General features: G+C 68.8%; 16 protein-coding genes. 7 read left to right on the forward strand and 9 right to left on the reverse strand.

Going from position 1 to position 20594, the window contains the following annotated elements; all coding sequences use genetic code 11:
* Positions 1 to 2 precede the first annotated feature (2 nt).
* Both ABDW61_RS11680 and ABDW61_RS11685 read right to left on the reverse strand, forming a co-directional pair.
* Positions 3 to 1934, reverse strand: coding sequence for a BamA/TamA family outer membrane protein (locus ABDW61_RS11680; RefSeq protein ID WP_343638798.1), 1932 nt, complete (start codon positions 1932 to 1934; stop codon positions 3 to 5).
* Complete coding sequence (locus tag ABDW61_RS11685; protein WP_343638799.1) at positions 1931 to 3112, reverse strand: VWA domain-containing protein; 1182 nt, start codon at positions 3110 to 3112, stop codon at positions 1931 to 1933. The genes ABDW61_RS11680 and ABDW61_RS11685 overlap by 4 nt, the downstream gene beginning before the upstream one ends.
* A gap of 133 nt (positions 3113 to 3245) precedes the next feature.
* On the opposite strand from ABDW61_RS11685, the gene ABDW61_RS11690 reads away from it, so the two are divergent.
* The gene (locus ABDW61_RS11690; RefSeq protein ID WP_343638800.1) at positions 3246 to 4541 is read left to right on the forward strand and encodes an EAL domain-containing protein; all 1296 of its coding nucleotides are present in this window, start codon (positions 3246 to 3248) and stop codon (positions 4539 to 4541) included.
* A 25-nt stretch (positions 4542 to 4566) separates the two neighbouring features.
* Here the strand turns inward: ABDW61_RS11690 and ABDW61_RS11695 are convergent, their stop codons facing one another.
* From ABDW61_RS11695 to ABDW61_RS11720, 6 genes are all read right to left on the reverse strand, one after another.
* A complete protein-coding gene (locus tag ABDW61_RS11695; protein ID WP_343638801.1) occupies positions 4567 to 5835 on the reverse strand; it encodes a non-reducing end alpha-L-arabinofuranosidase family hydrolase in 1269 nt (422 codons plus the stop codon).
* Between the two features lie 28 nt (positions 5836 to 5863).
* Positions 5864 to 7105: a hypothetical protein gene (locus ABDW61_RS11700; protein ID WP_343638802.1), complete on the reverse strand. Its 1242-nt coding sequence runs from the start codon at positions 7103 to 7105 to the stop codon at positions 5864 to 5866.
* An 837-nt stretch (positions 7106 to 7942) separates the two neighbouring features.
* Complete coding sequence (locus ABDW61_RS11705) at positions 7943 to 10018, reverse strand: S9 family peptidase (protein WP_343638803.1); 2076 nt, start codon at positions 10016 to 10018, stop codon at positions 7943 to 7945.
* Positions 10018 to 10626, reverse strand: coding sequence for a GNAT family protein (locus tag ABDW61_RS11710; RefSeq protein ID WP_343638804.1), 609 nt, complete (start codon positions 10624 to 10626; stop codon positions 10018 to 10020). The genes ABDW61_RS11705 and ABDW61_RS11710 overlap by 1 nt, the downstream gene beginning before the upstream one ends.
* A 55-nt stretch (positions 10627 to 10681) precedes the next feature.
* On the reverse strand, positions 10682 to 10906 hold the full coding sequence (locus ABDW61_RS11715) for a hypothetical protein (protein WP_343638805.1): 225 nt from the start codon (positions 10904 to 10906) through the stop codon (positions 10682 to 10684).
* 11 nt (positions 10907 to 10917) lie between these two features.
* Positions 10918 to 11760 carry a MoxR family ATPase gene (locus ABDW61_RS11720; RefSeq protein WP_343638806.1) on the reverse strand — a complete coding sequence of 281 codons (843 nt, stop codon included), beginning with the start codon at positions 11758 to 11760 and terminating at the stop codon, positions 10918 to 10920.
* Positions 11761 to 12033: 273 nt separating this feature from the next.
* Between ABDW61_RS11720 and ABDW61_RS11725 the strand changes: the two genes are divergently transcribed.
* The 6 genes from ABDW61_RS11725 (at position 12034) to ABDW61_RS11750 (ending at position 18350) form a co-directional block, all read left to right on the forward strand.
* Positions 12034 to 12576 carry a c-type cytochrome gene (locus tag ABDW61_RS11725; RefSeq protein WP_343638867.1) on the forward strand — a complete coding sequence of 181 codons (543 nt, stop codon included), beginning with the start codon at positions 12034 to 12036 and terminating at the stop codon, positions 12574 to 12576.
* Positions 12577 to 12723: 147 nt separating this feature from the next.
* Positions 12724 to 13953: an HD-GYP domain-containing protein gene (locus tag ABDW61_RS11730; protein WP_343638807.1), complete on the forward strand. Its 1230-nt coding sequence runs from the start codon at positions 12724 to 12726 to the stop codon at positions 13951 to 13953.
* A 99-nt stretch (positions 13954 to 14052) separates the two neighbouring features.
* Positions 14053 to 15108, forward strand: coding sequence for a hypothetical protein (locus ABDW61_RS11735; protein WP_343638808.1), 1056 nt, complete (start codon positions 14053 to 14055; stop codon positions 15106 to 15108).
* Positions 15109 to 15239: 131 nt separating this feature from the next.
* A complete protein-coding gene (locus tag ABDW61_RS11740; protein ID WP_343638809.1) occupies positions 15240 to 16838 on the forward strand; it encodes an ABC transporter substrate-binding protein in 1599 nt (532 codons plus the stop codon).
* A gap of 37 nt (positions 16839 to 16875) precedes the next feature.
* Positions 16876 to 17766, forward strand: coding sequence for an urease accessory protein UreD (locus ABDW61_RS11745; protein WP_343638811.1), 891 nt, complete (start codon positions 16876 to 16878; stop codon positions 17764 to 17766).
* Between the two features lie 179 nt (positions 17767 to 17945).
* Positions 17946 to 18350, forward strand: coding sequence for a GFA family protein (locus ABDW61_RS11750; RefSeq protein WP_343638813.1), 405 nt, complete (start codon positions 17946 to 17948; stop codon positions 18348 to 18350).
* 60 nt (positions 18351 to 18410) lie between these two features.
* Here the strand turns inward: ABDW61_RS11750 and mdoH are convergent, their stop codons facing one another.
* Positions 18411 to 20585, reverse strand: a complete 2175-nt coding sequence (gene mdoH / locus ABDW61_RS11755; RefSeq protein ID WP_343638815.1) for a glucans biosynthesis glucosyltransferase MdoH — start codon at positions 20583 to 20585, stop codon at positions 18411 to 18413.
* Positions 20586 to 20594: the final 9 nt, after the last annotated feature.

A 20594-nucleotide genomic window follows, 5' to 3' on the forward strand; every position in this document is an offset into this window, starting at 1 on the left:
GATTACAGGCTGATCGCCACGCTGAAGTGCAGGCGCCATTTGTCGGCCAGGTTGCCCTTGGCGAAGTCGAAGCGCAGCACGCCGACCGGGCTGCGGTAGCGCAGGCCGGTGCCATAGGCCCAGGCGGGGTGGTAGTCGTTCCAGTTCTGCGCGGCCTGGCCGGCATCGACGAACAGTGCGCCCATCAGTTGCGGGATGCGCGGCGTGAGCGGATGCGAGACCTCGACGCTGCCGTTGAGCAGCACGCGGCCGCCGGTCTGGTTGCCGTTGGGGTCCAGCGGGCCCAGGTCGTTGTAGCCGTAGCCGCGCACGCTGTCGTCGCCGCCGGTGCGGAAGCGCAGGGCCTCGGGCAGGCCGATCCCGCTCTTGGCCAGGATCTGGCCGCCCTCGAGCCGGGTCGAGAACAGCCAGCGCCCCGGCAGCGGCGAGTACCAGTAGACCTTTCCCGTCGCGCGGGCGAAGGGGCCGTTGCGCTCGGCGGTGCTGTCGGCCCAGCCGCCGCCCACGGTCATGGTCGCGCTCCAGCCGCGCGTGGGCAGCACGCGCGAATCCAGCCGCCGCCACGTCATCTGCTGGTTCAGCGAGACCGCGCCTGCCACGGTGGTCGGCAGGTCGGGCTTGTGCTCCCAGGCGCGGATCACCTCGACGTAGCTGAGCCGGTCCTCGGGCTCGGTCTCCTTGGCGTAGCCGAGCCGGGTGCTCAGGTTGAGGTTGGTCTGGCCGTCGTTCTCCAGGCGCTCCACCTTCACCAGCGCCAGGCTGCGCTGCATGTTGGGCTGCGGGTGCGAGCTGATTTCGGTGTCGATGGCCTGGCGGTTGCGCGCCAGTTCGAGCTTGGTGCGCTCGCGGATGTTCAGGCCGAAGGGCTTGCGGTGCGTGTACTCGAGGCTGGCGCTGGGGCCGTCGACGCTGCGGTAGCCCACGCCCAGCGTGACCTGCTGGCGCGCCGCCTCGCGGATCTTCACGGTGACGGGCACTTCGACGGTCTCGGCGCCGGGCGGCGGGGTGACGCTCTCGGGCTGGATCTCGACGCTGGCGCTGTCGAACAGCTGCGTGCCGACCAGGCGCTCCTGGAAGTCCAGCAGCAGCTTCTCGTTGTAGGGCTGATGCAGCTGATAGCCGGCCAGGCGGCGCACGCTCTCCTCGGGCTGGTGTTTCAGGCCTTCGACGGTCAGTTCGCCGAGCGTGAACAGCGGGCCGCTTTCCAGCGTCACGGCGATGTCGACCTGGTTGTCGTCGGCCTGGACCACCGCCTCGCTGTGCGTCATGCGGGCCAGCGGATAGCCCTGCGCGCGGGCGCGGGTCAGCAGCGCGTTCTTGGCCGCGGCCCAGTCGCCCTGGCTGAAGCCGGTCTGCGGCTGCAGCAGCCAGCCCTGCGTCAGCGAGCGCTCGAGCGCCGTGGCCAGCTTGTCGCCGCGCTCGGCGGCGATCTTGAGCGGGCCTTCCAGGCGCAGGTCCATCTGGCGCACCAGCGCGCGCGGGCCGGTGTCGACGATCAGGCGCAGGTTGCGCACGCCGTCGGAGAGATCGCCGACTTCCTCGGTGCGCACCTTGGCGTTGAAGTAGCCGGCGGTCTCCAGCAGCTTGGTGGCCTGCTCGGGCGCGACGGCGGCCAGGCGGCGCAGCTCGGCGGCGGTCAGGCGCATGTCCTCGGGCGTGTCGCGGAAGCGCGCCAGGTCCAGGTGCGCCATCAGCAGCGAGCGCAGCTCGGGCGGCGCCTCGATCGTCAACTCATAGGCGGAGATGCGTTTGCGCGTGACGTTGGGATTGGATTCGTCGGGCTCCTCGGTGGCGGCGACCTTGAGCTCGGCCTTGCGGTCGGTGGGGAGCAGCGAGCAGCCGCCCAGCAACGCGCCGGCCAGGCCGATCAAGAGGACCGGCAGCAGGCGCCGCGCGAGGGGGGAAGAAAAAGGGCTCGGAGTCGGTGCCGTCATCGGTTGAGCATGCGCATCGCCTGTTCGAGGCCGCCCATCGTGAGCGGCATCATGCGTTGCTGCATCAGCTGCTGGATCAGCGAGATGCTCTGGCGGTACTGCCAGACCCCGGCCGGCTCGGGGTTGATCCAGACGTGCTTGGGAAAGGCGTTCGTCAGCCGTTGCAGCCATTGGGCGCCGGCTTCCTCGTTGTTGTATTCGACGCTGCCGCCGGGCTGCAGGATCTCGTAGGGGCTCATCGTCGCGTCGCCGACGAAGATCAGCTTGTAGTCGCGGTTGTACTTGTGGATCAGGTCCCAGGTCGAGGTCTTCTCGCTGAAGCGGCGCTGGTTGTTCTTCCACACGAAGTCGTAGACGCAGTTGTGGAAGTAGAAGAACTCCAGGTGCTTGAACTCGCTCTTGACGGCGGAGAAGAGTTCCTCGACGCGGTGCACGTGTTCATCCATGGTGCCGCCGACGTCCATCAGCAGCAGCAGCTTCACCTTGTTGTGGCGCTCCGGGATCATCCGGATGTCGAGCATGCCGGCGTTGGCGGCGGTCTTGTGGATGGTGTCGTCCAGGTCGAGCTCCAGGTCGGAGCCTTCGCGGGCGAAGCGGCGCAGGCGGCGCAGCGCGACTTTGATGTTGCGGGTGCCGAGCTCGATGCCGTCGTCGTAGTCGCGGTAGGCGCGCTGCTCCCAGACCTTGACGGCGCTGCGCTGGCCGCCGGGGCCGCCGATGCGCACGCCGCGCGGGTTCTGGCCGCCGTTTCCGAAGGGGCTGGTGCCGCCGGTGCCGATCCAGCGGTTGCCGCCTTCATGGCGCTCTTGCTGCTCCTCCAGGCGCTGGCGCAGCGTGTCCATCAGCTCGTCCCAGTCCAGGGCCTTGAGCTGGGCGAGCTGCTCGGGCGTGAGTTCGCGTTCGAGCTGCTTCGTGAGCCATTCGGGGGGGAGCGCCTTGACCAGGTCGGTCATCAGTTCGACGCCCTTGAAGTAGGCGGCGAAGGCGCGGTCGAACTTGTCGAACAGGGCCTCGTCCTTGACCAGGGCGGTGCGGGCGAGGGCGTAGAACTTGTCGACGGTGGGGCCGCCGCCGTCGTCCAGGACGCCGGCCTTCATCGCTTCGAGCAGGGTCAGGTACTCCTTGACGGAGACGGGCAGCTTGGCGGCGCGCAGCGTGTAGAAGAACTGGATCAGCATGGGCCTCCCCCTGAACTCCGGGGCATCCGGGCATTATCCATGCCGGGTGGCGGGGAGCCGGGCGTAGCATCGGCGGCAGCACGACTTCGCGGTCGCGAAGCGGCGGAGACACCATCAGGTTGGGATCGGGCGCATGGATCACGGGCGGGGCAACGACGGCGAGAACGCCGAGGTCGAGGCGATGCTGCGCGCGCTCTACGGGGCGATCGTGGAGGAGCGCGGGCGCTGGGTCGGGCACTACGGGCAGTACCGGCTGACGAGCGCGTTCCAGCCGGTGTACAGCTTTCCGCACCGGCGGCCGGTGGGGTACGAGGGGCTGATCCGGGTCGAGGACGACCGCGGGCGGCCGGTGACGCCGGTGACGGCGTTCGAGGGCGTGGGGACCTTCGACGAGCAGGTGCTGCTGGACCGGCTGTGCCGGCTGCTGCACGTGCACAACTTCGTGTCGCAGCAGCAGCCGGACTGCTGGCTGTTCCTGAACATCCACCCGGCGGTCTTCCTGCACGCGGCGCTGCAGGTGCGGATGCTGGCGCGGGCGGTGGAGGTGGTGCATCAACTGGGGCTGCCGACGCACCGGCTGGTGTTCGAGGTGACCGAGGACGTGATGGCGCGCGACGAGAGCTTCGAGGACGCGGTCGAGGCGGCCCGGGCGACGGGCTGCCTGCTGGCGCTGGACGACTTCGGCGTGGGGCATTCGAACTTCGACCGCATCTGGCGGATCCGGCCGGAGATCGTGAAGCTGGACCGATCGCTGCTGAGGCGCTCGCGCGGCTCGAAGCGGATGGCGCGGGTGCTGTCGCAGATGGTGGCGCTGCTGCACGAATGCGGCTCGCTGGTGCTGCTGGAGGGCATCGAGTCGGCGGAGGACGCGCAGCTCGCGATGGATGCGGACGTGGATCTGGTGCAGGGCTTCGTGTTCGGGCATCCGGCGCCGTTCCTGCGGGACGGGGCGGGGGTGTCGGAAGCGCTGGAGGGGGTGTGGAGCCTGTTCAACGAGCGGCAGACGCAGCTGCGGCAGGAGCAGCTGGACCGGCTGACGCCGTTCCGCACGGCGGTCGCGCTGGCGCTGCAGCCGCTGCAGCAGGGCAGGCCGCTGGTGGAGGCCGCGGCGCCCTTCCTGAAGCTGGAAGGGGCGCAGATGTGCTACCTGCTGGACGAGGACGGGCGGGAGCTCGGCCCGAGGGCGGTGCCGGCGAGCGGGCCGGCGCGGATCGATCCGCGCTTCCTGCCGATGGAGCGCGCCGGGGATGCGCGCTGGGCGCGGCGGCCGTACTTCAGGCGGGCGGTGGAGAGCGTCGGCGAGGTGCAGACCACCCGGCCCTATCTGAGCCTGCACGGGGCCAGGATGTGCGTGACCGTGTCGGTCGCGTACTGGCAGGACGGGCGATTGCGGGTGCTGTGCGGGGACGTGGACTGGAACGAGGCGTGAGTGGCGCGGCCCGGCGCGGCCCGCTTCATCGCGCCTTGAGCACGCCCAGCCGGTAAGGCAGGTGGTCGTAGTCCGCTGTCGACGCCGGGTCGACGCCCTGATACAGGTACTGCATGTTGCAGGCGTTGATGGTCAGGGTCTCGTCGTAGCCGGCGCGGATCATTTCGCCGTGGCTGATGTCGTTGGTCCAGCGCGGGCCGTCGAACGACACATTCGCGGCGCCCGCGAACGGGGCCGACTGCTTGTCCGCCAGCGCCGTCCAAGGACCGTCGAGACTGGTCGATGTCCAGGCGCGGAAGTAGCGCGGCCCGTAGGCCTCGACCAGCAGCAGGTACTGGTTGGTGCCTTCCACCTTGTAGACGTTGCTCGCTTCGAACAGGCGCGGCGCCTCGTCCGACATCACCGTCTCGTAGCCCGAGAAGTTGGGGAAGTTGCCGATGGGGGTCTTGGAGCGATACAGCTTGCCGTTGTCGGCGGAGAAGAACAGGTGGCAGTTCTCGCTGTCGCAGATGACCCAGTAGTCGAGCGCCTTGGGCGGTCCGCCGCTGAGCAGGGGCTGGGGCGCGGTCCAGCCGTCGGGATTGGCGATGTCGGTGTTGGTGGAGTACTTGGCGCCCCACTGCGAGATCAGGTACCACTTCTTGTGCGGCCGGAAGTAGAAGACCTGCGGCGCGACGGCGTCGCCCACCGGCTTGCCGGCCAGCGGCACCTGGACGGCGCTCGCGGCCTTGGAGAAGTCGCTGAAGTTCAGATAGACGGCGCTCCAGGCGCTCCTGGACGTGTCGAAGACGGTCGCGAAGACGTGATAGAGATTGTTGTAGCGGACGATCGTCGGATCCTTGATGGACATGAAGTTGCCCGACTGCGGCGCGATCAGGGGCTGCGTGGAGGTCCATGAGAACGAGGACGGGAGCGCGCAGGGGGCTGGCGTCGGAGCAGGCGCCGGAGCTGGCGCCGGTGCTGGTGCTGGTGCTGGTGCTGGTCCAGGTGCAGGCGAAGGTGCAGGCGCAGGCGCAGGCGCAGGCGCTGGTCCAGGTGCTGGTGCTGGTGCAGGCCCGGTTGCTGGCGCCGGCGCTGGCGGTGCAGGCACGGGCGGCGCGGGCACTGGCGCGGGCGCAGGCGAAGCTGCGGGGGCGGGGGCGGGCCCGCTGGCGCTTGGCTGATTGGCTGAGTTGCCGTCGCCGCCGCCGCCACACGCCGTCAGCAGAAACGGCAGCAGTGCCCAGCCGCGGGCGACCGCCGACAGGGTCCGGACGGTGCTCGACGGATCAACGGTGCATGCGCGAGGGGACATGGCGGTGTGGCGGCGGGTCGGGAGAGGGTCAGTTGGTTTTTCCGACGAAGGTCGTCAGGCCATACGCGATCGGCGCGGTGAAACGGCCCTGTGCCACCGGGATCGAGGCCGGGACCTTCTGCGACGCCGATCCAAGCGACAGGTTGCCGTCCGTGCCGATGGCGCCCAGGGCGGTGTTGGCCGTCACGTAGGCCGACACGGCGCTGCCGTCGGCGCCGGGGATGGCGAAGGTGCGTGTCGTCGCGGCGCCCGAGTTGACGGCGACGACGGCGAACTCGCCCGTGGCGGGGTTCTTGAAGGCGGTGATGAGGAGTCCGGCAGCACTGCCATCGACGCCGATCCGCACCCATCCCGGGCGCACGAAGCGCGAGAAGTTGCCCAGGGCGAAGAGCCGCTTGGTCAGCTGGAAGTCGCCCTTCTTGCCGATCAGTCCCTCGTTGTCGTCGTTGATGCCGTTGAGCCACCAGTAGTGCCAGGCGGTGACGTTGCCCGAGACGATCGCCTCGTTGATCCAGCCGCCCACTTTCAGCGCATTGGCGATGGAGGGATCGAAGGCTTCGAACGAGGACTGCTCGGTCTCCCACAGCGGCTTGTTCAGCGCCTGGTACTTGCCGACGCCGCCGTACTGGTGGGTGGCGTAGATGCCGACGTAGCCGCGGGCGGCGGGATCGGCGTTGATGGCGGCGGCATAGCTCCAGAGCTTGTCCCACGACGCCGATTCAGGCGCCAGGATCCTGGGCGGGGAGGGCAGGTTCAGCGCGGCGACGGCGGCCCCGAGCCGGCCGACGAAGGCGGCCATGTCGGGGAAGCTGTAGAGGCACATGTCGTAGACGCCCTTGGTGTCGAAGTCCGGTTCGTTCTGGGCGGAGATCGCGTAGAGGGGCGTGCCGACGTTGCCGTTGAAGTTGGTGACGAACGAGGCGAGGGTGGTGGCCCAGGTGGCATAGGCGTCGCTGCGCAGCGAGCCGGAATTGAGGTCGCCGGTGGTCTTCAGGCTGGCTGGGGGCGACCAGGGGGACGCCCAGACCTTGGCGCCGCGCGCGATGGCGAGCTTGGCGTTGTTCCAGGTGGAGAAGGTGCCGCCGTCGCGGTTGATGCCCATGCGCAGCAGCGACAGGCCGATCCCGGAGGAGGGGCTGAAGTAGAGGTCGGCCTGCGCGGTGGTCAACGGACCATGCCAGGCATCGGACGCGCCGAAGCCATCCATGGTCTGGTGGAGTTCGGTCCACTTGAGGGTGAAGTCGATCGCGGATGCCGGCGGCGGAGGCACGGGCGCGGGCGCGGGCGCTGGAGCCGGCGCAGGCGCAGGCGCAGGACTCGGCGCGGGTGCAGGTGCAGGTGCAGGTGTTGGTGTTGGTGTTGGTGTTGGTGTTGGTGTTGGTGTTGGTGTTGGTGCCGGGGCGGGGGCGGGGGCGGGGGCCGGCGATGGCGATGGCGTTGGAGCTGGCGCAGGTGCGGGCGAAGGTGCTGGACCAGGAGCCGGAGCAGAACCCGGCCCAGGTGCTGGTGCTGGCGCTGGCGCTGGTGGGGCGGGTGCCGGCGTGGCAGAAGGTCCAGGTGCAGGGGAGCCGGCGGTCGAAGGCGTCGTGGCGGCGCTGTCGCTTCCGCCGCCGCCACAAGCTGCGAGCGTGGAGGCCAACAGGAGGCCCAACAAGGCGGAATGGGCGGGCGGGCGGCTCGTGCTTGCGGACATGTGGAATGGGGCGGGAATGTGAGACGCGCGCATTCTTGCGGACGCATTCCGTTCGTCCCACCGTGGGCGTGGCACTCGATGGTGCGATTCGTTTCTGCGGCGTGAACGCCTTTCGTCATCGGCGACGATGGCACGATGCGGGCGAAACCCCGTGCGAATCGGCTTTGCGCCAAGCGGCGAATGATCGGCTTCATGCTGCCGATATGAATCGGTGATGACTTGGTTGGATTTGACCGGGCTGGGGAGAAACGTCTTTTACGCTCGCTTGCGTGTCCGGCGTGGCGCGGCTGCCGCGTCGCGCCGGAGGCAAGACCCGGCACGAATGCGCCTCCCGACGGTCATCGCGGTCCGGCAGAATCGCGGCCACATTCAACCAGCCTGCAACCGCAGGCCCATTCTTAAATCCTCGGGGACTTACTTCCCTTTGCGCTTCCCGCCGGTCTTCGGCGCCCCGTCATACCGCTTCAGCCACTCGAAGAACTCCGCATACCAGAGCCTCGAGTTCCTCGGCTTCATGACCCAGTGGTTCTCATCCGGGAACCAGATCAGCCTGGCATCTATCCCTTGCGCTTTCAGCGTGTTGTAGTACGCCAATCCTTGCGCATCCGGCACCCGGTAATCCAACTGCCCGTGAATCACCAGCGTTGGGGTATTGAAATGCTGGGCATATCCAATCGGGCTCTGCGCCGCGACCTTCGCCGGATCCTTCCAATACGCGGTCCCGAGTTCCTTCGCGTGCCACAGGTACGCATCGTTCGCGTACATCGCGGTCCAGTCGTAGCATCCCGCGTGGCAGACATATGCCTGGTATCTCCCCGCCGGCACATGCCCATTCATCCATGCGACCATGTAGCCGCCGTAGCTCCCGCCCGTGGCGAATACCCGTTTCGGATCCGCCCATTTCTGCTTGAGCAGCAGATCCGTCGCGATTTCCACGTCCTGCAATTCCAGCTCGCCCCAGCGCCCGGTGATCGAATCCGCGAAGCGATTCCCGAAGCTCGACGAGCCGTGATAGTTCACGCACGCGACCACATACCCCTGCGCCGTCATCGTCTGGTGATTCCAGCGCCAGTGCCAGCTGTCGCCCATCGCCGTGTGCGGACCGCCGTGGATCAGGTGCATCAGCGGCGTCTTCTTCTTCCCGTCGAATCCCGGCGGGTAGTACAGCCACATCTGGACCAGCTCGCCCAGCGCTCCTTCGTACCAGAGCTCCTCGATCTCGCCGACCCGCAGCCCCGCGAGCGCCTCGTCGTTGAAGGACTCGATGCGGTGCAGCACCTGCTCCTGCGCGTCGCCCTCGCGCTCGACCACCGACAGCCGCGGCGGGAAGGACGCGCTGTCGTGCAGCACGACCAGCGTGCCCGCCTCGAGCGCGAACGCGCCCACATGGCCGCCCTCGCACAGCGGGAAGGCATGCAGCGTCTTCACGTCGAAACGGTACAGATGCCGCCGTCCCTGCAGCTCTGAACAGAACAGCACGCCCAGGTCGTCCTCGTCCCAGCGCAGCGGCGCCGCCACCTCCTGGTCCCAGTCCTCCGACAGCACCGCCCAGTTGCCCTGCGTGTCCAGCACGCCCAGTTGCTGCGGCATCGTGTGCTTCAAGCCCTGATGGCAGGCGACGAACGCGATGTGATGCCCCGCGTGGCTGTACACCGGCGCGACCAGATCCCAGGCCGGCTCGCGCAGCAGCACCTGCGCCCGGCCCGAACGCACGTCGATCTCCGCCAGCGCGTTGCGATGCTCCAGCGTCTTGGGCGTGTTCGGGTCGAAGCTGAACACGATGCGGCCGCCATCCGGCGAGATGTCGAAGGTGTCCGCGTCCGGCTCCGCGCGGCTGAGCTCGAAATCAGTGCCTTCGAACAGATCGCGCACCTCGCCGCTGTCCAGCTCGACCACATGCAGATGCGGCACGCGGCCCATCGGCAGCGCGTGATCCCAGAAACGGTAGAAGCCTTCCTCGGTCACGTAGGCCGATTCCTTGCGGTCCTTCTCGGCCTTGCGGCGCTCCGCCTGCGCGGCCTGGCCCTTCAGCGCCGGATCGACCCATGACACGAAGGCCAGCCGCTTCCCGTCCGGGAACCATTTGAACGACTCGACGCCGAACGGCATCTTCGTCACCCGGCGCGCCTCGCCACCGTCGGGCGGGATCACGTAGAGCTGCGGCGCCTCGTCCTTCTCGCCTTCCTGCTCGCGGCGCGAGACGAAGGCCACCAGGTCGCCCTGCGGGCTCCAGCGCGGCTGGCCGTCCTTCTCGCCCGCCGCGGTCAGCATGCGCGGATCGCCGCCCAGCGTCGACAGCAGCCACAGCGAGGTCGCGCCCTTGTTCTTCTCCATGTCGAAACGCGTCACCGGCACCACCGCCTGCGCGCCATCGGGCGACAGGCTCGGCGCGCCCAGCCGCGCCAGCGCCCACAGCGCGTCGGCGTCGAAGGACTTCAGCGTCTTGGGCTCGGCGGCCTTCTTCACGGTCTTCTTCTTGGACGTGGCCATCAGGCGCTCCGGGGCTTGTCGAGTTGCCATTGCAGGTGGGTCTGGATCGTCGGCCATTCGGCCGCGGTGATGCTGTAGACGCAGGTGTCGCGCAGCGTGCCGTCCGGCATGCGCAGGTGCGCGCGCAGGATGCCGTCCAGCTGCGCGCCCAGCCGCTCGATCGCGCGCCGGCTCTGCTGGTTCAGCCGATGGGTGCGGAACTCCACCGCGATGCAGCCCAGCGTCTCGAACGCATGCCGCAACAACAGCAGCTTGCACTGCGTGTTCAAGCCGCTGCGCTGGCACGAGGCCCGCGTCCAGGTGGAGCCGATCTCGACGCGCCGGTTCGCCGCGTCGATGTTCATGTAGGTCGTCATGCCGGCCACGCGGCCCCCGGCGTCGAACACCACGAACGGATTCATCGAGCCCGCGTCGCGCAGACCCAGGCGGCGGTCGATCTCCGCGGCCATGCGCTCGGGTGCCGGCACCGAGGTGTACCAGAGCTTCCAGAGCTGGCCATCGTCGGCCGCCTCGGACAGCGCGGCCAGGTGCGCGGGGGAAAGCGGCTCGAGCCGCGCGTGCGGACCGGTCAGCGTGACCGGCGCGGTGAACGGATTGGAAGCGGTCATGCGTTCATGCCGGCCCACCGGCCGGGAGTGGGGAAAGAGAGAAGGCGCGCGAGCGTCAGCCCTTGCCGCCCAGGAGCCAGCGCCGCAGCAGCCAGCGGCAGCCGCCCATGCCGGCGAGGATCAGCGCCAGTCCGAGGATCTGCGGCAGGGCCCAGCCGGGCACGCCGATGAACTCCCAGCCCAGCGCGCGTCCGGCCAGCAGCCCGATCACGCCGCCGCCGACGAATCCCAGCGAATCCGCCAGCGCGGCGCGCCAGGCGGTGTTGAAGTCCCGGCTCATCGCGGCGGGCCTCAGCGGTTGCGGCTCTGCATGTAGACGAGCTTCTCGAACAGGGTCAGGTCCTGCTCGTTCTTCAGCAGCGCGCCCACCAGCGGCGGAATCGCCACCTTGTCGTCCTGCGTCTGCAGCGCCTCGGCCGGGATGTCCTCGGCCAGCAGCAGCTTGAGCCAGTCGATCAGCTCCGAGGTCGACGGCTTCTTCTTCAGCCCCGGCAGCTTGCGCACGTCGTAGAAGGTCTTCAGCGCCGCCGCCAGCAGTTCCTTCTTCAGACCGGGGAAGTGCACGTCCACGATGGCCTGCATCGTGTCGGCCTCGGGGAACTTGATGTAGTGGAAGAAGCAGCGACGCAGGAAGGCGTCCGGCAGTTCCTTCTCGTTGTTGGACGTGATGAAGACCAGCGGCCGGTGCTTGGCGCGCACCCACTCGCGGGTCTCGTAGACGTAGAACTCCATCCGGTCGAGCTCGCGCAGCAGGTCGTTGGGGAACTCGATGTCGGCCTTGTCGATCTCGTCGATCAGCAGCGCCACCGGCGTCTCCGACGTGAAGGCCTGCCACAGCGTGCCCTTGACGATGTAGTTGGCGATGTCGCGGACCTTGTCGTCGCCCAGCTGGCTGTCGCGCAGGCGCGAGACGGCGTCGTACTCGTACAGGCCCTGCTGCGCCTTGGTCGTGCTCTTCACGTGCCACTGCAGCAGCGGCAGTCCCAGCGACTTGGCGACCTCCTCGGCCAGCAGCGTCTTGCCGGTGCCCGGCTCGCCCTTGACCAGCAGCGGCCGCTTGAGCGTGATCGCCGCGTTCACCGCCAGCATCAGATCCGGCGTGGCGACGTAGTCCTGGGAACCTTGGAATTTCATGAGGGTCTTCTCTAGCGCAGCGGTGAAAACCAGTATATAGGGCCCCCCCTATAATCGCGCCGCCCCAAATCCTTGATGATCGGGACCATGAGAAGACAACTGCAGATCTCCCTCGCGTTGATGCTGGCTGGAAGTGCGTTTGTTGTATCCGCTCAGTCCAACGCCCCTTCGTCGCCCGCGCCGGGACAAGCGCCGGCGGCCACCGCCCCGGCCCCTGGCTCGACAGCCGCGGCAACACCTGGCCCCCAGCCGCCCGTGCAGGCCAAGGTCGCCATGTGCATCGGCTGCCACGGCATCCCGGGCTACCAGGCCACCTTCCCCGAGGTGCACAAGGTCCCGATGATCGCCGGCCAGAACGCCAAGTACATCGCCTCCGCGCTGACCGCCTACGCCAAGGGCGACCGCAAGCATCCGACGATGCGCGGCATCGCGCTGCCGCTGGGCGACAAGGACATCGCCGAGATCTCCGAGTACTACGCCGGCCTGGCCAAGGTCGACGCGGTCCCGGCCACCGTCGAGGCCCCCGCCGACATCAAGAAGCTGCTCGACAAGGGCGCCTGCGCCAGCTGTCACGGCGCCAACTTCAGCAAGCCCATCGACGGCACCTATCCGAAGATCGCCGGCCAGCACGCGGACTACCTCTACGTCGCGCTGAAGTCCTACCAGTCCGACAACAAGGCCTACATCGGCCGCACCAACGCGGTCATGGCCGGGCAGGTCAAGCAGTTCAGCCATGCCGAGCTCAAGCAGCTCGCGCAATACCTGGCGAGTCTGCCGTCCGAACTCCGTACAGTCCCGCAGTCGCGGTTCCGCTGAACCGTGGCACGCTGAGGCCCGGCTCGCGGGCCGCGGCGCGGAGACAATCACGAACCGCCCCGAGGGGCGGTTTTTTTCATGGTCGCCTGACTGTGCGAGCGCCAGGGAGGGCGCCATACTGTGTTGTCCTGGACGAAATCGCCAGTCATGCTGAAGAAGATCCCGACCGCTGACGTGAAGCTGGGGATGTACCTGCAGGGGATGGAGGGCTCGTGGCTCTCGCACCCTTTCTGGAAGACCAAGTTCGTGCTGGCCGACCCCGAGGACCTGAAGGCCTTGAGGGCGAGCGGCGTGCCGTTCTGCTGGATCGATGCCTCCAAGGGCTTGGACGTGGATGCGCCGGCCGCCGCGCCCGCGCCGCCGCCGGCACCGGTCGAGGCCGCTGCGGCGGTGATCGCCGCGCCGCCCAAGCTGGCGCTCGACACCGCGCCCGCGTCGATGGGCGATGAACTCGAGCGCGCCGCGCAGGTGGTGCAGCGGTCCAAGCGGGCGGTGATGAGCCTGTTCGGCGAGGCCCGGCTGGGCAAGGCGGTGGACGCCGAGGCATGCCTGCCGCTGGTGGAGGAGGTCGCCAGCTCGGTGGCGCGCAATCCGTCGGCGCTGATCAGCCTGGCGCGGCTCAAGACCAAGGACGATTACACCTACATGCACTCGGTGGCCGTGTGCGCGCTGATGGTCTCGCTGGCGCGGCAGATGGGCCTGGACGAGGCACGCACGCGCGAGGCGGGCCTGGCCGGGCTGCTGCACGACATCGGCAAGATGGCGATGCCGCTGAACGTGCTGAACAAGCCGGGCGCGCTGACGGATGCCGAGTTCGCCATCATGCGCGACCACCCCGCGCGCGGCTTCGAGATGCTGAAGGAGGGCGCGTCGGTGCCCGAGGCGGCGCTGGACGTGGCGCTGCGGCATCACGAGAAGATGGACGGCACCGGCTACCCCGGCAAGCTGGCCGGCGAGCAGATCAGCCTGCTGTCGCGCATGGGCGCGGTGTGCGACGTCTACGACGCGATCACCTCGAACCGGCCCTACAAGAACGCGTGGGATCCGGCCTCGTCGCTGGCGCGGATGGCGCAGTGGTCGGGCCATTTCGATCCGCGGGTGTTCCAGGCCTTCGTCAAGTGCGTGGGCATCTATCCGGTGGGGACGCTGGTGAAGCTGCAGTCGGGCCGGCTGGCCGTGGTGCTGGAGCAGAACGTGACGGCGCTGACGGCGCCGCGGGTGCGGGTGTTCTATTCGACCAAGTCGCAGATGCCGATTCCGACACAGGTGCTGGATCTGTCGTCGCCGGGTGCGACGGACCGGATCATCGGCCGCGAGGACCCGGCGACCTGGGGCTTCCAGAAGCTCGATGAGCTGTGGCAGGCGCCGCCCGCGTGAGTGGTGTGTCGCGCGACAACGGCATGTCTCGGTAGGCGGCGCAGACTTGATTGAGTGGCGGCCCTCGAGGTTCGAGGCAAGAGTCTCCTAGTCCGGGCCATGGCCCTCGCGAACGCGCCGCTCGAAGATGCGGACCTCGCGCCGATGTCTGGCGCTGGAGGGCATCCGATGGCAGTGCTTTGGAACGATGGCTCAGCCGGGACGGCGACAGAGGCGTCTGCCGGCAATGCGCGAGCGGGAGCTCGGGGTGCCTGGTGGGAGCCACCCTTCGATGTGGTGGGCTACGCCGGACCGGTCACGGTGGAAGGATATGAGCAGCTTTGCGACCTGCTCGAATCACGCAAGCGCAGCGAGCAAGCAGTGGTTGTACTGGAGACCTCGGGTGGCGATCCTCATGCGGCGTTTCGCATTGCGCGCGCGCTGGGCTGCCACTACAGGTCTGTTCAGGCCTTGGTCCCGAGGTACTGCAAGAGTGCAGGCACGCTGATCATCCTCGCTGCAGCCGTCCTTCACATGGATGACAAAAGCGAGCTTGGACCTCTCGACATTCAAGTGCCGCGCGTGGATGAGCTGGACGGCCGAAGCTCCGGCCTCGAGTACGTCGGCGCGCTGGAACTGCTGGGAGCTCGCCAGCTCGCGGCATTCGAGGCCGCAGTGTCCGATCTCGTGAATCGGGGACTCTCCACGGCTGTGTCTTCCAAGATCGTGACTGCGCTCATCAACGGGCTGCTGTGGCCGATCGCCGCCCAAGTGGATCCTCATCGGCTCGTCGAGATGCATCGGGCAGTGTCGATTGCCCAGGCCTACGGCGAACGGCTCGCCGCCCAGGGAGGGAATCTGCGTGCCCAAGCGCTCGGCGATTTGATCGGCGCGTATCCGTCCCATTCGTTCGTTATCGATCGGAAAGAAGCACGAAGCCTCTTTCAAGACGTTCGGCCAGCCCAAGGCGTCTTCAAGATGATCTCGAACCAGACGCGCACCTGGATGCCTGCCGCATTGCATGGACCATCACCGGTGCTCTCGTTTCAATCATTTCCCATCGACCTGGAGGAGTGCACCGATGCTGTACGACCCGATCAAGACCATCCGATACATGGAGAAGATGCGGCGCAAAGCCGTGGAGAACGTCCGTCGGATGCACCCGCGGCTGTTTGAGTTGGGCCGGGAATGCGAGCCGGTAGCGGAGCTCCCGGCCATCAATCAGCCGTCCGGAAAGACCCCGACCACGCGCTGACCCCTGCCTGCCTACACTCGGCCGACATTCACAGAGTCGTTGGGAGACCGGGATGACGCGCATGCTCATGCTGCTGGCGCTGTGCGCCGGCGTGGTCGGTGGGGCGGTCGGCGCGGCGTCGACCGCCGCGGCGCAGACGCTGCGATGGGCCAGCCAGGGCGATGCCCAGACCATGGACCCGCACTCGCAGAACGAGAGCCTGACCAACGGCATGAACTCGCAGGTCTACGAGCGCCTCACCGCTCGAGACCGGCAGCTCAACATCGTGCCGGGCCTTGCCACCGAATGGACCCAGGTCGGTCCGCTGGTCTGGCGCTTCAAGCTCCGCCCCAACGTGAAGTTCCACGACGGCTCGGCCTTCACCGCCGACGACGTCGTCTTCTCGCTCCAGCGGGCGAAGGCGCCGAGCTCGCAGATCGCCGTCTATGCCAACGCGGTGGGCACCGCGCGCAAGGTCGACGAGCTCACCGTCGAGATCACCCAGCCACGCTTCGATCCGATCTTCCTGCAGCACCTGGACCTGATCTTCGTCATGAGTAAGTCCTGGTGCGAGCAGCACAGGGTCACGCGGCCGCTCAGCTTCAAGGACAACGAGGAGAGCTTCGCCAGCTTCAACGCCAATGGCACCGGCCCCTACCTGCTGAGCAGCCGCCAGCCCGGCATCCGCACCGTCTACAAGCGCAATCCGAACTGGTGGGGCCGCTTCGAGGGCAACGCGCAGGAGGTCCAGTTCACGCCGATCTCCAACGACGCGACGCGGCTGGCCGCGCTGGTCTCCGGCGAGGTGGACCTGCTGCTCGATCCCTCGCCGCGCGATGTGCCGCGCCTGCGCACGACGCCCGGCGTGCAGGTGATCGACGGGCTGGAGAACCGGCTGATCTTCATCGGCATGGACCAGGCGCGCGACACGCTGGTCTATGGGCGCGCCCCGGGCGGCCGCAACCCGTTCCAGGACCTGCGCGTGCGCCGCGCGATGTACCAGGCCATCGACATCGACGCCATCCACAAGCGCCTGATGAACGGCCTGTCGCAGCCCACCGGCGGGCTGACGCCATCGCCGCTGGGCGCCTACAACGATCCCGCGCTGGAGACCCGGCTGCCCTTCGACGTCGCCGCCGCGCGCAAGGGCATGGCGGAGGCCGGCTACGCCGACGGCTTCGAGGTGACGCTGGACTGCCCCAACAACCGCTACATCAACGACGAGCGCCTCTGTCTGGCGCTCGCCTCGATGTGGGCGCAGATCAACGTGAAGGTGAAGGTCAACGCGATGCCGCGCGTCCTGTACTTCCCGAAGCTGGAGCGCTACGAGACCAGCCTGTACTTGATGGGCTGGGGCGGCGCCATCACCGACGCCGAGACCATCCTCACGCCGGTCTATCGCAGCGAGGACAGAGCCTCGGGCGCGGGCTACTACAACTATGGACGCTCGAAGGATCCGAAGTTCGACCAGCTCGCGGCCGCGTCGTCGAGCGAGGCCGACCCCGCGAAGCGTGAGCAGCTGATCAAGGCCGCGCTGCAGGCCTACCGCGAGCAGTTGCACGTGCTGCCGCTGCATCGCCAGGCCGCGCCGTGGGCGGTCCGTCAGGGCGTGAAGGCGGTGCATCGCGCGGACAACTGGCTGGACTACGCCTGGGTCACGCTGCCCAAGTGAGCGAGCCTGGGCCCGGATGCGCCTAACATCCGCCGCCATGACCGCGTTGACGAGCCCTCCCTCCAACACTCCCACTTCAGAGGACCTGCCTGCCAAGGACTGGCTGGCGCGGCTGCGCGCCGACTATCGCGTGGAGCGCGGGCGCTGCGTGGTCAGCCACGCGCACGAGGGGCCGCTGCGGCTGCTGAAGAGCCTCTATCCGGAAGGCGAGGCGATCTGTCACAGCGTGCTGGTGCATCCGCCCAGCGGGCTGGTCGGGGGCGACACGCTGGACATCGGCGTCACGGTGGGCGAGGGCGCCCATGCGCTGATCACCACGCCGGGCGCAACGCGCTTCTACCGCAGCGCGGCCGGCGCGCTCGCCACGCAGCGCGTGGCGGCCTCGCTGGGCGACGGCGCGCGGCTCGAATGGCTGCCGCTCGAGGCGATCGCCTATCCGGGCTGTCGGGCCGTCAACGAGGCGCGCTTCACGCTCGCGCCTTCAGCGGAGCTGCTGGCTTGGGACATCACCGCGTTGGGGCTGCCCGGCGCGGGTCAGCCCTTCGCGAGCGGCTGCTTCGAGCAGCACCTGGAGATCCCGGGACGATGGCTGGAACGCGGCCGGCTCGAGGCATCGGACGCGCTGCTGATGGATGGCGCGCTGGGCCTGGCCGGGCATCGTTGTCTGGGGACGCTGGTATTCGCGGCGGGGGCCGCGATCGGCCGGGAGCGCCGCGAGCGGGCGCTGGAGGCGGTCCGCGCGCTGATCGAGTCCGACCCGCTGCGCCTGGATGCCGGCGTGACGGCGGCCGAGGACGGGGTGCTGGTGCTGCGGGCGCTGGGGCCAGTCGTCGAGCCGGTGTCGCTGCTGCTGCGCCGCTGCTGGGCCGAGTGGCGTCAGGTCTTGTGGGGCCTGGAAGGCAGCTCGCCACGACTCTGGGCGATGTGATCCGGCATGCCGCCGAACGCGCCGGCGCGTTCCCGTGCCCGCCGCGCGCGGGCGGCATCCCTCAGAGAGGGGACGGCGCTTCTTGCCGGTGTGGCAACGATGTCTCAACGATGTAGCCAGCGCCCCGGCGCTGCGCTTAGCATGGCCGTTCCACATCCGGTCTCCAGGGAGGTGATCGAATGGCTTCACGTACCGCCTCGTGCAGTTGCGGCCAATTGAAGATCGTGGTGCAGGGAGAACCGTTAGGAACCGGCCTCTGCCATTGCCTGTCGTGCCAGCGTCGCACGGGTAGCGTGTTCGCGGCGCTCGCCGCGTTCGCTGAGCCTTATGAGGTCATCGGCATCGCCACCGAGTTCGTCCGCGCCGGCGATCAAGGCGCGCGCTTCCGCTTCCACTTCTGCCCGGTCTGCGGCACCAGCCTCTTCCATACGGAAGAGGGGGTTGAAGGCACGGTGGGAGTGGCGGTGGGGGGATTCGCGGATCCGACGTTCCCGCCGCCGCAGGACTCGGTCTACACCTGCCGGATGCACGGTTGGGTCAGATTGCCGGACGAGGTCCGGACCTACGACCGCGATCCGATGTAGCGCCCTGCAATCCTCGTCCGAGAGAACGCCCTCGCCCCTTCGGGCGAGGGGCGCGAGCGCTCAAGCCGCCAGCCGCAGTGCCGGACGCGCGTCCTGCGCGGCCGGTTGCTGCGGACGGGCCAGCATCAGCAGGTGGTCCGGCTCGCTCAGGAAGCGCATGCGCTCGGCGTTGGACAGACCATCGAGCGCGCCCGGCTGCGCCGCCAGCTGACGCAGCCGGCGGCCGCGCACCTGCGCGCGCACGCCGTGGCCCAGGTCGCGGCGGCCCATGGCCTCGGCCGCGAGCGCCGTCAGACGGCGGCTGGCCAGCAGCTCGCTGAAGCCGGGGAGGCGGCGCTCCTGGCGGCCATAGGCCCAGGCATTGCTCAGCACCGTCGGCGTCTGGCTTTCTTCGGGAATCACCAGCAGCCCGGCGCGGCGCATCTTCTCGCCCAGCCGCGAGCGGCTCGACAGCACCGTGATCGGCGCGGCCAGCAGCAGCGGCAGCGCGATCGGCGCGACCCAGATCAGCGTCGACGGGCTCAGCGCGCCGATCACCGCGGCCAGCACCGCCGTCACCGCACTGATCCGGCCATAGGCGGCGAAAGCCTCGCGCCAGGACACGTCCTCGGCGGCCCGCGGCGGCGACTTCCAATCCAGCGAGATCCCCGTCAGCGCGACCACGCAGAAGATCGAGTGCGCCACCATCCGCAGCGGCGCCTGCAGCAGCGACATGCCGGCCTCGGTGGCGCAGGACGCCACCAGCTTCAGCGAGCCGCCATACTGCGACTGCTCCCCGCGCAGGATCAGCGCGGCCACCGACAGCAGACGCGGCAGCACCAGCATGCCGATCGTGCCCAGCCACAGCGCGGCCACGCCCGGCGCCAGCGAGCCGTCTTCCATGAACGGGCGGAAGCTTTCGCTGCCGCCGACATTCCACAGCAGCACGCCCAGGCCCACGTACAGCAGCCACAGCGGCGCGGCCAGGTAGGACAGCGCCCCGGTGACCAGCATCGCGCGGTGCACGCCGTGCAGGCCCGGCTCGGCGATCAGGCCGGCGTTCTGGATGTTGCCCTGGCACCAGCGGCGGTCGCGCTGCAGTTCGGCCAGCAGGTGCGGCGGCTGCTGTTCATACGAGCCCGGCAGGTCCGCCACCAGCCACACCTGGTAGCCGGCGCGGCGCATCAGCGCGGCCTCGACGAAGTCGTGCGACATGATCTCCTTGCCGCGCAGCGGCGCCAGCGCGCAGTGCTTCATGAAGGGCTCGACGCGGATGATCGCGTTGTGGCCCCAGTAATGCGCCTCGCCCAGCTGCCAGAACTGCATGCCGGCGGCGAACAGGCGCCCCGTCACGCGGCTCGCGAACTGCTGCGCGCGGGCATGCGGCGTGTCGTGGCCGCAGACCTGGTTGGCGGCCTGCAGGATGCCGGCGCGCGGATGCTTTTCCATCAGGCGCACCAGGCCCAGCAGGCAGTCGCCGCTCATGACGCTGTCGGCGTCCAGCACCACCATGTAGCGGTAGTTGCGGCCCCAGCGGCGGCAGAAGTCGGCGACGTTGCCCGCCTTCTTCTTCACGCGGCGCTGGCGCCAGCGGTAGTGGATGCGGCCCCGGCCGGCGAATTGCGCGCGCAGCTCGGCCCAGGCGGCCAGCTCTTGCGTGCGGCATTCCGGATCGGAGCTGTCGGACAGGATGTAGACGTCGAACAGCCGCAGCGCGCCGGCCGCCGCGAGCGACTCGCAGCTGGCGCGCAGGCCGGCGAAGACGGTGGTGACGTCCTCGTTGCAGATCGGCATGACCAGCGCGGTGCGGGCGTCCGCGCCCAGCGGCTCGTTGCCGGCGTCCTTGATGGAGATGGCGTGGCGGTCGCCGCGCAGCATCACCCAGAAGCCCATCACTGCGGTGACGCAGCCGGCGCTGACCCAGGCGAACAGCAGCGCGAACAGCGCCAGGTGCACGCATTGCAGCGCGAAGGCCCAGGGGTTGTCGGCCCAGCCGTTGTGGGTCTGCCAGAGCACGCCGGTGGCCAGCGCGGTGGCCGCGGCGATCGAGAGCTTGAGCGCATTGCGGCGGTTGCGGGCCGCGGTCTCCCAGGGCTGGGGCGGCTCGGCGGCGGGCAGCGCCTCGATGGGCGGGGTGCGCAGGCCCCAGGGGCGGGGCACCATCGCGCCGCGCTTGATGGCCGGGGCGCTGGGACCCACCGGGCCCGGCGTGGACGCGGCCGGGTGCAGGGGGCTGGCGTGGAAGGATTCGGTCATGTCGGGCTC

The organism is Roseateles sp. (assembly GCF_039595595.1).
Classification (GTDB): domain Bacteria; phylum Pseudomonadota; class Gammaproteobacteria; order Burkholderiales; family Burkholderiaceae_C; genus Roseateles.

Coding starts and splice junctions, on each gene's coding strand:
- ABDW61_RS11680 (WP_343638798.1), bottom strand. CDS start 1,934: ATGACGGCACCGACTCCGAGCCCTTTTTCTTCCCCCCTCGCGCGGCGC.
- ABDW61_RS11685 (WP_343638799.1), bottom strand. CDS start 3,112: ATGCTGATCCAGTTCTTCTACACGCTGCGCGCCGCCAAGCTGCCCGTC.
- ABDW61_RS11690 (WP_343638800.1), top strand. CDS start 3,246: ATGGATCACGGGCGGGGCAACGACGGCGAGAACGCCGAGGTCGAGGCG.
- ABDW61_RS11695 (WP_343638801.1), bottom strand. CDS start 5,835: ATGTCCCCTCGCGCATGCACCGTTGATCCGTCGAGCACCGTCCGGACC.
- ABDW61_RS11705 (WP_343638803.1), bottom strand. CDS start 10,018: ATGGCCACGTCCAAGAAGAAGACCGTGAAGAAGGCCGCCGAGCCCAAG.
- ABDW61_RS11710 (WP_343638804.1), bottom strand. CDS start 10,626: ATGACCGCTTCCAATCCGTTCACCGCGCCGGTCACGCTGACCGGTCCG.
- ABDW61_RS11715 (WP_343638805.1), bottom strand. CDS start 10,906: ATGAGCCGGGACTTCAACACCGCCTGGCGCGCCGCGCTGGCGGATTCG.
- ABDW61_RS11720 (WP_343638806.1), bottom strand. CDS start 11,760: ATGAAATTCCAAGGTTCCCAGGACTACGTCGCCACGCCGGATCTGATG.
- ABDW61_RS11725 (WP_343638867.1), top strand. CDS start 12,034: ATGTGCATCGGCTGCCACGGCATCCCGGGCTACCAGGCCACCTTCCCC.
- ABDW61_RS11730 (WP_343638807.1), top strand. CDS start 12,724: ATGCTGAAGAAGATCCCGACCGCTGACGTGAAGCTGGGGATGTACCTG.
- ABDW61_RS11735 (WP_343638808.1), top strand. CDS start 14,053: ATGGCCCTCGCGAACGCGCCGCTCGAAGATGCGGACCTCGCGCCGATG.
- ABDW61_RS11740 (WP_343638809.1), top strand. CDS start 15,240: ATGACGCGCATGCTCATGCTGCTGGCGCTGTGCGCCGGCGTGGTCGGT.
- ABDW61_RS11745 (WP_343638811.1), top strand. CDS start 16,876: ATGACCGCGTTGACGAGCCCTCCCTCCAACACTCCCACTTCAGAGGAC.
- ABDW61_RS11750 (WP_343638813.1), top strand. CDS start 17,946: ATGGCTTCACGTACCGCCTCGTGCAGTTGCGGCCAATTGAAGATCGTG.
- mdoH (WP_343638815.1), bottom strand. CDS start 20,585: ATGACCGAATCCTTCCACGCCAGCCCCCTGCACCCGGCCGCGTCCACG.